Raw genomic sequence first — 15,973 nt, 5'->3', positions numbered from 1 at the left:
GTCAATTGCTGACATAGTGCTGCAGGATGCGCCGATCCTCGCCCTCTTCCACCAGGGTCTTGAGCGCCTGCGCATAGCGACGGACGAAATCCTCGTCCTGGGTGCGCTTGCTGAACGCGACCTCCGCGGACTCCGCTGATACCACCACGCCCGTGGGCTCGATGCGCCGCGCCAGGCCCAGCTGCTGCAGCTCATACTGGCCGCTGTGCTCGTCGGCGATGATGCCGTCGATGCGCCCCTTGTCGACCATATGCCAGAGGTTGCTGCGGCTTGGGTTGAAGAACACCCGCGCGGCGTAGTCCGGATCGGCCATCAGTTGGCGGAAGGGTTCGCCGTAGGACACATCGATCTGTGCGCCGAGACGGAAGTCGCTGCCGGCCAGATCGGACAGCTGCTGCAGGCTGTCGCGCTGGGGCAAGCCGCGCCGGACGAAGAGGATGTTGCGCGACGGCGGCAATACCTCACCGGAGAACCACGCGTAGGCCTCGCGCTCAGGCTTGCGGAAGGCGCCGGGCAACACGTCGAGACGGCCCAGCTCCAGCTCCTTCAGCGCCCGCGCCCAGGGCAGCTTGACCATGCGCACCTGGCAACCCAAGCGCTCCAGCACGGCGCGGTTCAGTTCAACGTAGAGGCCGCCGACGCTGCCGTCGGGCAACTGCATGCTGAATGGCGGGTCGTCATCCCAACGCAGTGACTTTTCGCAGGCAGCCAGCGGCACGCTGGCCAGCGCCAGGCCCAGCAGGACCAGGCGCTTGAAGCGCACACGCAGGAGCAACGGCAGGCGAACGGCTCGCGACGGCAATATCTCGACTCACAGCGGGAGAAGACGGACACCTCAGTGTATTGAACCCGATGCCCGCGTGGCCAGCGGTGATCGGGTTCGCACGTTCGTCCCGTTTCGCTCACTGCCAGCCGTAGCGCCGGGCGAACCAGCCCTTCACCGCCTGGGTCAGCGCCATGTAGCCCAGCAGGATGGCCACCAGCCAAGGCCAGTAACCCAGCGGCAACGCCTCCATGCGGAAGGAGTGCGCCAGCGGCCCCATGGGCAGGAAGATCGCCACCGCGACGATCACCAGGGTCATGCCCAGCAGCGGCCAGGCGGCGCGGCTCTGCAGGAAGGGAATGCGCCGGGTGCGGATCATGTGCACCACCAGCAGTTGCGAGATCAGCCCCTCGACGAACCAGCCGGACTGGAACAGCGTCTGGTGCTCAGGCGCATTGGCACCGAACACATGCCAGAGCACGAGGAAGGTGGCGATGTCGAAGATCGAACTGATCGGCCCGAAGAACACCATGAAACGCCCCAGCCCATCCGGGTTCCATTGCTGCGGTTTGCGCAGCAGTTCGTCGTCGACATGGTCGAAGGGAATGGCGATCTGCGACAGGTCGTAGAGCAGGTTCTGCACCAGCAGCTGCAGCGGCAGCATCGGCAGGAACGGAATGAAGGCACTGGCCACCAGCACGCTGAACACGTTGCCGAAGTTGGAGCTGGCGGTCATGCGGATGTACTTGAGCATGTTGGCGAAGGTGCGGCGACCTTCGATGACGCCCTCCTCCAGGACCATCAGGCTCTTTTCCAGGAGGATCAGGTCGGCGGCTTCCTTGGCGATGTCCACCGCCGAATCCACCGAGATGCCGATGTCCGCCGTGCGCAGCGCCGGAGCATCGTTGATGCCGTCGCCGAGGAAGCCGACCACGTGGCCGCGCTCGCGCAGCACGCGCACCAGGCGCTCCTTGTGGCTGGGGGTGAGCTTGGCGAACAGCGTGGTGCGCTCGGCCAGTTCGCCCAGCGCAGTATCGTCCAGCTCGTCCAGCTGCGGGCCGAGCAGCACGCCCTCGACCACCAGGCCCACATCACGGCAGACCTTGAGGCTCACCCGGTCGTTGTCTCCGGTCAGCACCTTCACTGCCACGCCGTTCTGTGCCAGTGCACGCAGCGCCGGAGCGGTGGTTTCCTTGGGCGGATCGAGGAAGGCGATGTAGCCGGCCAGGCACAGCCGGCTCTCGTCCGCCACGCCGTAGGTATCGCGGGTCGGCGGCAACTCGCGAGTGGCCACCGCGACCACCCGCAAGCCCTCCTGGTTGAGCTCGTCAGCCACCGCGCGAATACTGTCCAGGCGAGCGCCGGTCAGCGGCTCGATACCCTCGGCGGTCTCCACCGATTCGCACACCGCCAGCACCTCTTCCAGCGCGCCCTTGCAGATCAGCAGGTGGTTGTCCTCGCGTTCGCTGACCACCACCGACATGCGCCGGCGGGCGAAGTCGAAGGGAATCTCGTCGAGCTTGCGGAAGCGGCTGTCCACCTTGAGCGCATGGCGCAGCTCGACGTGCTCGAGCACGGCGACGTCCAGCAGGTTCTTCAGGCCGGTCTGGTAGTGGCTGTTGAGGAAGGCCAGTTGCAGCACGCGGTCCTGCACCTGGCCGAAGGCGTCGGTGTGGCGTTCGAGGACGATGCGGTCCTGGGTCAGGGTGCCGGTCTTGTCCGTGCAGAGGATGTCCATTGCACCGAAGTTCTGGATGGCGTCCAGTCGCTTGACGATCACCTTGCGCCGGCTGAGCACGACCGCGCCCTTGGCCAGCGTGGAGGTGACGATCATCGGAAGCATTTCCGGGGTCAGGCCGACGGCGATGGACAGCGCGAACAGCGCGGCCTCCAGCCAGTCGCCCTTGGTGAAGCCGTTGATCAGCAGGACCACCGGCGCCATCACCAGCATGAAGCGGATCAGCAGCCAGCTGACGCGGTTCACCCCGGTCTGGAAGGCCGTCGGCGTCGGATCGCTCGCGATCACCCGCTCGGCGAGGGAGCCGAAGTAGGTGCGCGTACCGGTGCCAATCACCACCGCCAGAGCGGAGCCGCTGACCACCGTGGTGCCCATGAAGCACAGGCTGTCGCGCTCCAGCGGATTGCCCTGGCGGGCATCGCGCAGCTGGGCGAACTTCTCCACCGGCAGGGATTCGCCGGTCAGTGCAGCCTGGCCAACGAAGAGGTCCTTGGCGCTGAGCAAACGCACGTCCGCCGGCACCATGTCGCCGGCCGACAGCCACAGCACGTCGCCGGGCACCAGTTGACGGATCGGCACCTCCACGCGCAGCGCGGGGCCATCGTCCTCGGCGCTGCGGAATACCGTGGCGGTGTTGCTGACCATCGCCTTGAGCTTTTCAGCGGCCCGGTTGGAGCGCTTCTCTTGGATGAAACGCAGCAACGCGGAAATAGCCACCATGCTGCCGATCACCACGGCGGCCTCGACGTCCTCGGTGAGCCAGGAGATGGTGGCCAGCACGGTGAGCAGCAGGTTGAAGGGATTGCAGTAGCAGTACCACAGGTGCATCCAGGCACCGATGGGCCGGTCCTGGTCGACCTCGTTCAGCCCGTCGCGCTGGCGGCGTTCCTCTGCCTCGGTTTCGCTGAGGCCCTCGCGCCGGCTTTCCAGGCGCTCCAGAACCGAGGCGGACTCCAGCGCGGACCACTCCAGCAGGGTCGCGGCCAGCGCATTGGGAGCCTGGCGCCCGACGGCGGAGCCCCGCAGCAGGTCGCGCGCGGCCAGCCGGCGCAATTGACGGGCCGGGAAGCCCTTGTTGATGAATTCGAGCAGGTGGGTCCTGATGAGGTCCAGGCGCATGATGACTCTCCCCTTGTGCGCCACGTCGTCCGGCGGCGGGAGAAGTCTGTGCTGGCTACCTTAAGGGGCCATGAAGGCTGGCAGGACGCGGGAGAAGACAAGTCGGCAGCAACGCTGCCGACTGCACTCAGAAGTCGCGCTTGTAGAAGATGTCCAACGAACTGGCCAAGCCGCTGGCGGCCTCCAGGTAGACCTTCTTGCTCAGCAGGTAGCGCAGCGCGATGGTGTTGGCCGGCTCGAATACACCCACGCCATAACGCAGGCTGAGACGGTCGGAGAGCTGGCCGCTGGCGACCACGCTGGTGCTGTTGCCGGTGCCCTCGGTGTCCAGCTGGAAGTCCTGGATACCCAGCCTCTGCGCCACCTCGCCGGTCAATGGCGCACTGCCCGCCAGACCGAGCGCCAGGGCCGCCTCGCCCAGCATGTTGCTGTCCTCGCCGCTGGACATCGGCCGGCCCAGCACCAGGTAGGACAGCGCCTGCTGCTGGCTCATGGCGGGCTCGGAGAACACCTCGCTGCGCGGCTGCTCGGCATTGCCGGTGAGGCGCAGGCCGGCAACCACGTCGTCGACCTTGCGGATCGCCTCGACATCGAGGAACGGCTGGTCGATGGGCCCGGCGAACAGCAGCCGCGCGCGGCGGATGGTCAGCTTCTGGCCGTAGGCGCGGTAGCGGCCGTTGTTCAGGCGCAGCTCGCCGCGGGTATCCATGTTGTCGCCGATGTGCACCTGGCCGGCCAGCTCGGCATTCAGGCCGAAGCCGCTGAAGGTCAGCTTGTCGCTGCCGACCCTGACGTCGATGTCCATGTTCAGCGCCAGTGCGCTCCTGGGTTCCTGCTTCGCGCCGACGATCACGGTGTCGTCGGAGACCTTGACGGTGGACGGCGGCAACTGGCGAATGGTGATGGCGCCACGCGGCACCTGCACCGAACCGGAAACCGCGAGCTTCTCACCCGCCATCTGCACACTGAGATCGGGCTCCACCTCCAGGTTGGCGTAGGGTTCCACGGTGACCGGCAGACGATTGCCGCGCAGCTTCACGTCAACATCCAGGCCACTGGCCCAGGCGATGCGTCCGGACAGGCTGCCGTTGCCATTTTCTCCCGCCTTCCAGTCTCCACTCAGGTCGACCTGCTCGCCGGCGATCCGCGCGGTGACCTGCAGCTGCTCGAAGCGAGTCGGCAGATCGCCACCGGAGATTTCGCCGTCACTCAGGCGCAGTTCGCCGTCCACCCGGGGCGCCAGCAGGCCACCGGAAATCTGCCCGCTGCCATTGAGATGGCCTTTCAGGGTTTCCACCATGGGCGCGAACGGCCGGGCCAGGGAGATATCCAGACCATTGAGGCTGAAGGTGCCGTTGACCGGCTTGTTCTTCGGGCGCGGATCGAGCTGGACCTGGGCCTGCAGACTGCCGAGCTTGTCGCCCTGGAACTGCAGGCTGGTGTCGATGCGCCGTGGCGTCAGCCGACTCTCCAGCTGCAGGCGCTGGTAGGGGAAGTCGACCCACTCCTCCTGCTCCTTGATGCGCAGGGTGCCGTTGTTGGCATTGATCAGGACGGAACCGTTGGGACCGCTGGCGGGCAGGTCGAGCTGCACATCGCCGTCGAGCTTGCCTTTCCAGGCGAAGTCCTCGGGCAGCCAGCGTGCCAGGCTGTCCAGCGGAAACTCGCGCAGGTGCATGCGCAGGCGCGGGTCGGGCATCAGGCGCTGGTCTTCCATGCACAGGCTGGCCGGGCCGGAGGCCCAGCAATGGGCGCCAAGGTTGATGCGCCCGTCTGCCAGACGCTCCAGGCGCGCCGGTTGCTGCAGGCGCCAGTCCTGGCCGCCGCTCTGTATATCGCCTTTCGCGAGGCGCCCGCGCCAGTCCTTGCCGTTCCAGTCGCCGTCCAGGCCGAGGTCGAGCGCCACCGGCTTGCCTTGCAGGTTCAGGGCAAGCTGCTGGCGCTTGAGGTCGCCGCTGCCGTCCAGCTTGAGCACACCGAAATCCGTATCGCCGCTGCGCAGGCCCTGGGCCGTCAGGTTGACCCTGCCGCGCTGGGCGGCGTCCAGGGAGGCTGTCAGGTCCAGCGTGCGCAGGCTCTGGTCAGCGTAGGCGACGCGCTGGCCGTCAAGCTTGAGTTGCCCCTGCGGCGCCTGCAGCGTGCCGGCGAGATCGAGCTGGCCGCTGACCTTGCCGAACAATTGCGGCCACAACTGGCCCAGGCGATTCAGCGCGATATCCAGGCGCCCGGACAACCGCTGGTCCAGCGCAGCCTGCCCGCTGATGCGGTTGTCGCCCAGTTGCAGCGTCAGTCCGTCGACCTTCCACGCCTGCCCGGCCGCCGCAGCATTAGCCTTGAAAATGGCTGGCTGGCCGCGCAGGCGCCCCTGCAGGTCGAGGTTGGCATCAAGGTTCAACGCCTCGCCCTTGAGCGAGCCCTTGCTGCGCAGCGGCCCGCCAAGGCGGCCCGGCATCTCCTCCAGCCAGTAGGCTGGGTCGAGGTCGGACAGGTCGAGGGCCGCATCCCAGGTAACCGCGTCGGCAAAGCCGACCTTCAGGTGCCCTTCAGCCCTGCCCTGCCCCGCCACCAGTTTCAGCGACGGCAGGAAGACTTCCGAGAGGTTGCCCGACACCGGGCTGGCCAGGGTGAAATCGCCGGCAGGCCCCTTGAAGGCGCCGTCGAAGTTGCCCAGGTAGGCACCCTCGCTGTAGCTCACTTCGGCCTTGAAGGTGTGCACGCTCACCGGCGGCTCGTCGATGGCCGGATACAGGCGGCGCCAGGGGAAGTCGAGCCAGTCGAGCTGAGCGTTGGCGGCGAAGGCATCCTTCCAGTCGAGCCGGCCGGTCAACGCCACGCGCTGGTCCTTGGCGGCACTCAGGTCCAGCGCGGCGATATCCGCGCCCTGGGCGTCGACACGGCCGCGCAGGGTCAGTACCACCGGGCTTTCCTCGGCGGGCAGCACGGCAGCGCCGGCCAGTTGGTAGCCGTCCTTGAGGTTGCCGCTGGCGTTCAGGCGCAGTTGGTTCAGCGTCAGGGTATCGGGCAGCGAGGCGTCCGCCTTGAAGCCGTCGGCAGTCACCAGTGCGGTGGCCGGCAGGTTCTCCGCCAGCGGCTGCAGGTCACCGTCCAGGGTGCCATTCAGGTAGCCACTGCTCTGCGCCTGCAACTTCAGGTGGCCCATCAGCTCGCCACTGGCCTGCAGTTGCAGGGTCCAGGGTTGCTCGCCCGGCGCCGGCAGGCCGAGACTGCCCTCGGCCTCCAGCGGCCAGCCCTGTGTGGGTTTCAGCAAGCCCTTGAGCGACAGGTTGAGGCCATCGCGGGCGAGCTTTACCGAGTCGATATGCAGGCCCTCGTGGTCCCAGTGTGCTGCGAGTTCGGCGTCGCGCAGCTGTTCCTGTCCATCCAGCAGGAAGCGACCAATACGGATGTCACCCAGCTCCAGCGACAGCGGCAGGCTCAGGTCGGGCAGCTCGATTGGACCGGAGGACTCGCTCGGCTCGCCTGGCGGCAGGGTCAGCAGCACTTCGTTGGCCACCACCTTGTGCAGGCACAGGGTCATGCGCAGCAGGCAGGCGGGCGACCAGTCGATCTGTGGCTGATCGAGCACCAGATGCGTTGCGCCATCGCTCCATTCCAGGCGCTTGGCGCTGAAACCACCGGCGAGGCGACCGTCGAATCCATCCACGTTCAGGCCCGGTACCCAACTCAGCACCGCGCGGCTGCCGGCTGGAGTGCCAAGCAAGGCAGCCACGGCGATAACCAGCAGCAGAATCAGCCCGAGCAGGCCGCCCAGGCTCCAGCGCAGCGCGCGCATCCAGCCCGCGCGACTCATAGTTCAGGTCCCATGGAGAAGTGCAGGCGAATGCCGCCGTCTTCGTCCAGGCCGTCGGCGAGGTCCAGGCGCAGCGGGCCGACCGGGGAAATCCAGCGGATGCCGATACCGACGCCGGTCTTGATCGAGGGGAAGTCCAGCGAGTTGAACGAGTTGCCCTGGTCGACAAAGGCCGCGATGCGCCACCGCTCGGCGATGGGATACTGGTACTCGACGCTGCCGGCGACCATGTAGCGGCCACCGATGCGGTCGCCGTCGGAGTTCTTCGGCGACAGCGTCTGGTAGTCGTAGCCACGCACGCTCTGGTCACCGCCGGCGAAGAAGCGCAGCGACGGCGGGATCGCGCTGTAGTCGTTGGTGGCGATGCCGCCGACCTGGATGCGTCCGAGCAAGCGCTGCCCTCCCCAGAAACTGGTCACGCCCTTGGCCATGGCGTTGATGTGTGCCACGTCGGCGTCCGCCAGCAGCCCTTCCTTGGCGCCCTTCACTTCGAACTGCAGGCGGTAGCCCTTGCCGGGGTCGATCTTGTTGTCGGCTTCGAGGATCGAGTAGCCGATCCCCGGCATCAGGAAGCTGCTCAGGCCCGAATCGTCGCCCAGCTTGTATTCTTCACGTTGCCAGTTCAGCGAGACGACCCGCTGCCAGCCGCTGTCGAGCTTGTGGTGCCACTCGCCGCCGAGGGTCAGCAGCTTGCTCTCGGTGTCTACCAGGTCCTCGTACTGATAGCCGCTGGTGAAGCGCAGCTTGTCGGTGAGCGGTGGGTCCAGCGGGATCTCGTACCAGGCGCCGACGTTCTGCCGGGGCGCCGAGACTTCCGCCTCGAAGCCCAGGCTGTGGCCCTGCGGGTTGACCCAGTGACGGGTCCAGGTCGCTCGTGCGCGCGGTCCGACGTCCGTCGAGAAGCCGAGGCCAAGCCCCATGGTGCGCGGCTTGCGCGCTTCCAGGTGAACGTGCACCGGCACCACTTCGCCATCGGCATTGGTCGGTGCAGCGTCGACCCGCACGCCATCGAAATAGCCGCTGGATTGCAGAGCCTGGTTGAGATCGGCGATCTGCTCGGAGTCGTAGTCGCTGCCTTCCTTGAACGGCACCATGCGCTGCAGCAGGTCCTCGTCGAAGGGGAAATCGCCGGCGAAATCGACCTTGCCCAACCGATAGCGCGGCCCGCTGGCGTAGACCAGCTCGATATCCGCCACACCCGCCTCTGGGTCGATGCGCAACTGCTGCTGGGTGAACTGCCCGCGGAAGAAACCGAAGCGCGAAGCCTGGTTCTGGATCAGCCGCTTGGCGTCTTCGTAGGCACCGTGGTTGAGCTGCGCACCAGGCTTCAGGGAATCCCCGCCGGGAACGCGGAAGTTCTTGAGCTTGGCGGCCGGCCCGTCGACTCGCACCGTCACATTGCGCAGGTGAACAGGCTCACCCGGCCGAACATTGATCCGCAGCGTAGGCACCTTGTCATCGGTCACCCGGCCACGGATGCGCGCCTGGTAGTAACCCAAAGCCTGGGCGGCCTTCTGCGCCTGCTCCACGGCATTGCGCCGGAATCTTTGCAGGGCCGCCTGATCACGCTCGCCAAGGCTGCCCACATAGGCCTCGATATTGGCCTTGAGCGCAGCGTTGGCGGGGGTGACACGAACGTCGAGATGGGCTTCGACCGCCAGCGCCGTCTGCAAGCAGAAGGCCATTACCAGCAGCAGCCCAAGCAATCCTTGGACAACTCTCATGGCGCGAAATGCTAGCACGGGTTTTCCCCGCAATGCCTCACCCTAGAGCGTAGGAAACGTCTGAGCGACTGACCGTCGGCCTATCCCGCAGATGCCGTTGCCGCCTCGCGCCCGACATTCGGGTGGAACAGGACATGCTCGCGGATCGGTCCCAGGGCAACTTCACCGAGTTCCTCGTAGCCATGGCGCCGATAGAACTCCAGGTACCGTGCGTTGCCTGTATCCAGCACCAGCCCTTGTGAGCCGCCATCCTCGGCGCACCAGGCATGCAGCGCATCGAGAAGCTGTTCGCCCAGGTGCTTGCCCTGGAACTCCGGGTGCACGCCAATCAGCGGCAGGATGTGGTACGGGCCCGGGGGCAGGCAGCCAATCACGGCGGCGTGGTAGTCCAGATAGCGCCGAGTACAACCCAGCCCCGTCGTGAGCAACATGCGCATCCGCCAGAACCAGCTTTCAGTGACATCCAGCCGGCGCTGCGGCGGAACGATCAGCGCGACGCCCACCAGGCGGTCCTCGAGCAGCAGCCCGATGGATGGCAATTCCTCGAGGAAATGCTGATTGACCAACTCACGGACGGTGGCTCGCACGCGCTGGTCGAATCCGGGGCGATCGGACTCGAACAGGTAGGCAAAAGTGGGCTCGTGACGATAAGCGTGGTACAGCAGCGAGCGGACTTCACGGCTGTAGCTACCGTCCAGCAGACGGACTTCGGCGAGGGTATCAGGCATGCGGACGCCTCTTCTTGTGAGTTCTTCTTATGGTTATGAGTCCAGCCACAAAAACCCTAGCAGCGCCTCGCCGGGGTCGCCAGGGTCCGTCCACCTGGGCTAGCATCGTGCTTTTGCCAGGGCGCCCAGGATGAAAATCGTCTCTTTCAATATCAACGGTTTGCGCGCACGTCCCCACCAGCTCCAGGCGATCATCGAGCGCCACCAGCCGGACGTGATCGGCCTGCAGGAAACCAAGGTCGCCGACGAGCAGTTCCCCCGCGAGGAAATCGAAGCCCTCGGCTACCACGTGCACTACCACGGTCAGAAAGGCCACTACGGCGTCGCCCTGCTCTCCCGTCAGGAGCCGCTGGAACTGCAGCGCGGCTTCCCCAACGACGGCGAGGAATCCCAGCGCCGCTTCATCTGGGGCACCTTCAAGGACGCCCAGGGTCAGTTGATCACCGTGATGAACGGCTACTTCCCACAGGGCGAGAGCCGTGACCATCCGGTGAAGTTCCCGGCCAAGCAGCGCTTCTACGCCGACCTCCAGGACCTGCTGGAAACCCGCTTCCAGCCCGACCAGCAACTGATCGTGATGGGCGACATCAACATCTCGCCGGAAGACTGCGACATCGGTATCGGCGAAGAGAATCGCAAACGCTGGCTGAAGACCGGCAAGTGCAGCTTCCTGCCGGAAGAACGCGAATGGTTGGCACGCCTGAAGGGCTGGGGTCTGGTGGACAGCTTCCGCCTGCAGAACCCGAGCGTGGACGACCGCTTCAGCTGGTTCGACTACCGCAGTCGCGGCTTCGAGGACACCCCCAAGCGCGGCCTGCGCATCGACGTCATCCTCGCCTCCGAGGCCCTGCGCGGGCGCATTGCCGATACCGGCGTGGACTACGACATCCGCGGCATGGAAAAGCCCTCGGACCACGCGCCGATCTGGCTGCAGCTCAAGTAAACCGCAATGACGAAAAAGCCCGGCATTGGCCGGGCTTTTTCATTCTGAGGCTCGGCTTCAGGCTTGGGCCTCTTCCGCACCGGTTCCGACAGTCTTGCTGATCGCGCTGTAGGTCGTATTGAAGCGGACAGTTTCGTTGAATCCCTTGACGATGGCGCCAAAACGCTCCTTGGCATCGAGCAGTTGCTTGAACCGATCAGACAGCTCCGCACCCTGGCGTTGCAGCCCCACCTCACGGTCATCCAGCTCCTGTACCCGAGCGCGCAGCTGATTCAGCTGACGGTCGATACTTTGCTGCTCCTGGTTCAGGACCTCGGCACGTTTGGTCGTCGCACGATCGCGGCTGTCGACTGTTTCCGCGAGAGCCTGCAGCGCGCTGCTACGCTCCGCGAGTACGGCGGCATTATGCTCGGCAATACGCTCCATACCGTGCTTCTCTTCCTGCAGACGCTGCTCCTGCTGGCTCAGGCGCTCCTCGCGCTCGACCAACTGACGCTCACGCTCAAGCGCCGCCAGACGACGCTCCTCGAGCGCCTCGCGCATTTTCACGATCTCCATCTTCTGCTGCGACAAGCCATGCGCCATACCCGCCAGGGAATCGAGCGTGGACTGCACATCGTGCAGGACGCCATCGGTTTCAAGGGAGGACGACTGGCGCACAGTCACGGCGGACTCCACGGACGCCTGGGCATTTGCGGCTCCGGAGCTGGCGGGTTGGGCTTGGGCATTCATGGTGGAAGATTCCTCGTTGGAAATGTGGGAGGCCGGCTGGCCGGCGGGCGAAATGATGGCTGCGTCAGCCGCATCGCATTCGTCGTCATGCCCGTAGGCCGGCAGCTGGAGCGAGTCGAGCAGAGTGGCGCCGGCTTCGGCTTCGTTGACCGCCGGGCGGAGAGACGCTTCGTCGGCGATCATCGGCAACGGTTCGATGGAGTCGGAGCAACTCGGCTCCACTGGGCCCAACCCCGAGCAGGCTGAGGCCAGATCGTCGAGATCCCGCTCCAGGTTTTCGAAAGCCTTTACGGAATGAGGGGTAGCGGATTCCCCGATCTCAGCCGCGGCGTTGACATGGATCGGGATGTACCCCACCGAAACAACAGGGCGAACCATGCCTTCAGCGGGGGCAGGCAAAGGAGGCAGGAGCCCGGACAGGTCCTCCTCGATCGCTGGGGAAAGAAATGTGCTGTCCAGCTCGGACGGCTGAGTGGCGGTCGTGACAGACACCCCCCCCTCCTGATGTCCTTCGTACAGCTTCTCATCTGAAGTCATGAAACGTCCTACCCTGAGGGTGGTCAGCCCCACTGTCCCGGAAGGTCACTCGACTGTTCGAGCAAGGTCAGGAACTGGATGGTGATGCCGCTTCGAAAGTAGCGGCAATCAGGCCGACTGGATGAACCGATGGGCTGCCCCGCTCTACCTTGATAGCTTGAGACCAGGACAGGTTGCGAGAAGGATTTTCACAGCCCAACGTCGGCGCGAATGTCAGTAATTTCCTGCATGGACGAAGGAAAACTATGTAAGGCAAGACGAATCGTTCGACTAACTCCTACCGCAACACATCTACCGGATTCAGGATCCGGCAGAGGGTTCGAGCGCACCGACGCGTCTAGAGCAGGCCGATCTGTTCGCTGATACTGAACAGCTCTTCCAGGGTCGTGGCGGAGAGCTTCCGCATCAGCTGCCGCCTGTGCTGGCCGATGCTCGCTCCCGACAATGCCAGGACGTCCGCCAGCACCGCGACCGAACAGCCCCTGCGCAAGCCATAGAGCACAGCCACCAGGTGGGTGGGCAGAGCCAGCGCTGATTCCAGCCTGGGATCGCGCTCCAGCGGCAAACGCTCGTGCTCGGGAAATATCTTCCCGCCCGCCAGCACGGCGTCGACAGCCCGGCCGATCAGGGTTGGACGGTCATCCGTCAGCAGAAACCCCGACACGCCGACGCGAATCGCGCGCTGAATATTCAGTGGCGAACCCAGGCTGGAGCAGACCAGCACCGGAGTAGACGGTTTGAGTCGGCCTTCTCGCCGAAGCATGGTGACCAGTTCCATGCCATGAATGTCCGGCAACTCCAGGGTCACCACCAGGAGATCACAGTTGCTGACATCCAGACCGCTCAAGGCTTGGCGTGCAAACTTGAAATGGACGTCGCACTGATGACCGTGGTCCAGCAGAAACCGGCGGAGCGCGACGAAGTCGCGCCGCAAAGGTTCGATGAAAACTACGCGGGCCATGTTCCTCCTTGTAGCGAAGGCCCCACGGGCCGGGTCCGACATGCCGAATCGGCAGAAATCGCCGACTCTGTCGTTCCCGCAGAAGGTCAGTCATTGAATGACTGCCGCACCGGAGTTCGTGGCTGTCACATGAACGCAGACGGACCAATCCGGGTCTCGGCAACGCCCTACGCGACAGCGCACCCGCTGTGGCAGCTTCTCGGCCAGCAGGGCTTGCGCCCCACCGGCCGTCCTGGTCACTCGGTAACCGTCTTGGAAATGGCCGACAAAGTGCTGTTGAACTGCACCGTCTCGTTGAAGCTCTTGACGATGGTGCTGAATTTATCCTTGGCGCTCTGCAACTGCTTGAGCCGTACCACCAGCTCCTCGGTCTTGCGTTTGAGTGCGCTTTCACGCTCATCCAACTCGCCTGCACGCCCGCGCAGGCTGGCTGCCTGCTCAGCAATGCGCTGCTGCTCCAGTTGGATGGACTCGGCACGCTTGAGCGTCGCCTTGTCGCGCATATCGACTGTCTGGGCCAGTTCCTTCAGCGCTTCGCTGCGCTCGGCCAGCAGGCGATTGTTCTCGGCGGCCATGCGATCCAGATTGGTCTTGGCCTCCTTGAGGTGGTTCTCCAGTTGCAGCAGACGCTCCTCCTTGTCACCCGCCAGGCGCTCGCGTTCCTGCAACTGGTTGTTCCAGGCCTCCAGCTCTTCCTGCAGGCGGCCGGCAGCCTGCTTCTGCTGGGTCAGTCCCTGGGCCATGCCGGCCAGGGAGTTCAGGGTACTCTGGACGTCGGACAGGACATCTTCCGGGTTGGCCTCAAGCTGAGGGACATTCAGCGCAGCCGATACTTCCTGCAATTCCACCGAGGTTACCGGGGCAGCCGTTTCCTGCACATCGGCCTCAGGTAACTCATCGTGCATCTGGGTCATTTCAGTTTCCTTCTGGATAAAGATTCCCTGAAGCACCGCCGCCTCAAGGTAGTTGTCAGCCAATGTCCCGGCCTCGATTGCGAGAACTGCAGGGGGCACGGTCGACTGGGTGGATTTCGCCGCCGCGACATCGATCGAGCCACTGCCCACGAACTCCGGCACTTCGTCATCGCAGTCCCACGGCTGTCTGTGCGTCTGGTCGTGATCGGCGCTGGCAGCCGCCAGCATTGCCAGCGCGTCCTCAAGGCTCGCGATAATCGGTTCCAGAGCTACGTCAGTCTCAACAGCGCTGTAACCGGATTCGCCATGGGTGGTTTCCTCGTGCCTTGCTGGCTCCGCCATCAAGCGCTCGGATTGACCGCCCGAGGCCAGGGTCTTCTGGAACCTGACGGCTGCCGCCAGCGCGTCCTGTTCCTGCTCGAAACGCTCGTCCGAGCCAGCGGCTTCCTGCACAGCCGGAGGCGCTTCGTCCAACGACTCCAGATCCATGGCGCTGACATCGGCTGCTACCCACGGTTCGGGTGACGCCAACGGATCTGTTGCAGCCATCGGCAACGCTTCGAGATCCACAGCCACCTCATGCAGCACCGCCGGTACGTCGGCTGCCTCGGGGGACATCTCCATCGGCTCGACTCTGTGCTCGACGGACTCCTGCAGTTCAGGCGTGTCCGGTACATCGGCACGGGTCGCATCTACGGTGGAAAGCTCGGAAGGCTCGCTCGAATCCTGCACAGGCAGCACAAACTCGGGATGCTCCTCGTCGATCTGCTCTTCGAGGTCGACACCTGCCGATACTTCAACCGGCTGCCATTCGAGAGAAGGCCCGTCCACCGCAGGCTCTTCGACGGCAGTGGTTTCGGCTCGCGGGGCCTCGACCGGCTCCAGCATGCCCGAGGCATCTGGCGCGGACTGTTCGACCAAAGCGGGCACCTCGGCTTCAACAGAAGGGGCGCTGGCCGCCATTTCGGCGTCCTGCCGGACCGGCTGTGCAGTCGATTCGGACATCGGCGCGGCAGGTTCAGCTGCGGCGGACTCGTGCACTTCGGCGATAGCAGGTTCGCGCTCGGCGCGCTCTTCCGGCTCCGGCAACACCGGCATGGCCGGTTCGCGCGCTGTAGATTCATCTCCGGAGAGCTCTTCCGACGCGCCAGCCGCAATGTTCTCGATGCCGTCCAACGCCGTGGGCGCAACCGAGTCAGCAGGCTCGATCGTCGAGTGCAGCGGCACCGACTCTGGGGCTGGTGCTATGCCATCGGCAGTGGCAGATGGCGACTCCATGGCTTGCAGTTGGACTGTGCCGTCGGAGTCCTGCTGCTCAACTGGTCCTGCGGCAGCGCCTTCCGCACGTTGCGTGGCCTCTCCGACCTTTTCATCGGCCTGCTTCGTGCTACTTGCGGGATCGAGGAAGTCCGCGTCCAGAACATCTGGTAGCACGGCATCCATTGAGGCGTTGCCGAGAATGGCATCTGCGCCACCGGGCAGGCCATCCAGCGCTTCCTGATCGCCGGCAGAGTCGGACACGCCCTCGCCGCCATCAACGGAAGCCTGCTCCTGCTCTCTCTTCAATCGCGACAACCGGGCGAACTGTGCGAAATCCGGAACCATCTCCGAACCCCACTCGAAGGCCAGTTCCGCCAACACCGAAGTGGCCTGCGGCGTCTGTACCGGCGGTTTCGCGGCCTCGCGCTGACGGCTGCCTGCAGACTCGGCCTTGCGCCGCTTCAACAACCCGGCCCTTGCCACCAGGTGCAGCCATGATTGCATTGGTTGAGTCGGCAGCCTGATGCCCTTGAAGGTCAGCTCCCGCGGATACATCACACTCAATGTTCGCCGAAGCCACGGGCGCCCCCAATGTTTTGCAGAGGCGCTGTGTACGGCCAGCGAAATCAGCCTGACGGGATGCTCGGGGCCAACCGGCGTTGGTGCGCTATGGGAGTGAGTCATGATTAGTTTCCGGCGGGGATGTTAAAACCGCGCAAGTTTCGCTTGGCCGGAAAACTGGC

9 protein-coding genes are annotated in these 15,973 nt (G+C 64.9%); 1 reads left to right on the top strand and 8 read right to left on the bottom strand.

Annotated features, from left to right (window positions below):
* Position 1: 1 nt before the first annotated feature.
* From G4G71_RS12055 to G4G71_RS12035, 5 genes are all read right to left on the bottom strand, one after another.
* Positions 2-802 (bottom strand): substrate-binding periplasmic protein, encoded by an 801-nt coding sequence (locus tag G4G71_RS12055; RefSeq protein WP_240964909.1) that lies wholly within the window; start codon positions 800-802, stop codon positions 2-4.
* A 100-nt stretch (positions 803-902) separates the two neighbouring features.
* Positions 903-3,620: a magnesium-translocating P-type ATPase gene (gene mgtA / locus G4G71_RS12050; RefSeq protein ID WP_169937916.1), complete on the bottom strand. Its 2,718-nt coding sequence runs from the start codon at positions 3,618-3,620 to the stop codon at positions 903-905.
* A 127-nt stretch (positions 3,621-3,747) separates the two neighbouring features.
* Complete coding sequence (locus G4G71_RS12045) at positions 3,748-7,413, bottom strand: translocation/assembly module TamB domain-containing protein (protein WP_169942623.1); 3,666 nt, start codon at positions 7,411-7,413, stop codon at positions 3,748-3,750.
* A gap of 14 nt (positions 7,414-7,427) precedes the next feature.
* Positions 7,428-9,155: an autotransporter assembly complex protein TamA gene (locus G4G71_RS12040; protein WP_420825994.1), complete on the bottom strand. Its 1,728-nt coding sequence runs from the start codon at positions 9,153-9,155 to the stop codon at positions 7,428-7,430.
* Positions 9,156-9,235: 80 nt separating this feature from the next.
* Positions 9,236-9,883, bottom strand: coding sequence for a GNAT family N-acetyltransferase (locus tag G4G71_RS12035; RefSeq protein WP_169937914.1), 648 nt, complete (start codon positions 9,881-9,883; stop codon positions 9,236-9,238).
* Between the two features lie 130 nt (positions 9,884-10,013).
* Here G4G71_RS12035 and xthA point away from each other — a divergent pair, with 130 nt between their 5' ends.
* Positions 10,014-10,826 (top strand): exodeoxyribonuclease III, encoded by an 813-nt coding sequence (xthA, locus tag G4G71_RS12030; RefSeq protein WP_054907912.1) that lies wholly within the window; start codon positions 10,014-10,016, stop codon positions 10,824-10,826.
* A gap of 57 nt (positions 10,827-10,883) precedes the next feature.
* Here the strand turns inward: xthA and G4G71_RS12025 are convergent, their stop codons facing one another.
* The 3 genes from G4G71_RS12025 to G4G71_RS12015 all read right to left on the bottom strand — a co-directional run bounded on the left by G4G71_RS12025 (position 10,884) and on the right by G4G71_RS12015 (position 15,914).
* Positions 10,884-12,095 (bottom strand): hypothetical protein, encoded by a 1,212-nt coding sequence (locus G4G71_RS12025; RefSeq protein ID WP_169937912.1) that lies wholly within the window; start codon positions 12,093-12,095, stop codon positions 10,884-10,886.
* A gap of 337 nt (positions 12,096-12,432) precedes the next feature.
* A complete protein-coding gene (locus G4G71_RS12020) occupies positions 12,433-13,056 on the bottom strand; it encodes a response regulator transcription factor (RefSeq protein ID WP_169937910.1) in 624 nt (207 codons plus the stop codon).
* Between the two features lie 236 nt (positions 13,057-13,292).
* Positions 13,293-15,914 (bottom strand): hypothetical protein, encoded by a 2,622-nt coding sequence (locus G4G71_RS12015; protein WP_169937908.1) that lies wholly within the window; start codon positions 15,912-15,914, stop codon positions 13,293-13,295.
* Positions 15,915-15,973 lie beyond the last annotated feature (59 nt).

Source organism: Pseudomonas multiresinivorans (genome assembly GCF_012971725.1).
In the GTDB taxonomy this organism is placed as follows: domain Bacteria; phylum Pseudomonadota; class Gammaproteobacteria; order Pseudomonadales; family Pseudomonadaceae; genus Pseudomonas; species Pseudomonas multiresinivorans.
The sequence above is the reverse complement of the archived record's forward strand: the minus strand, read 5'-3'. Positions and strand labels throughout refer to the sequence as shown.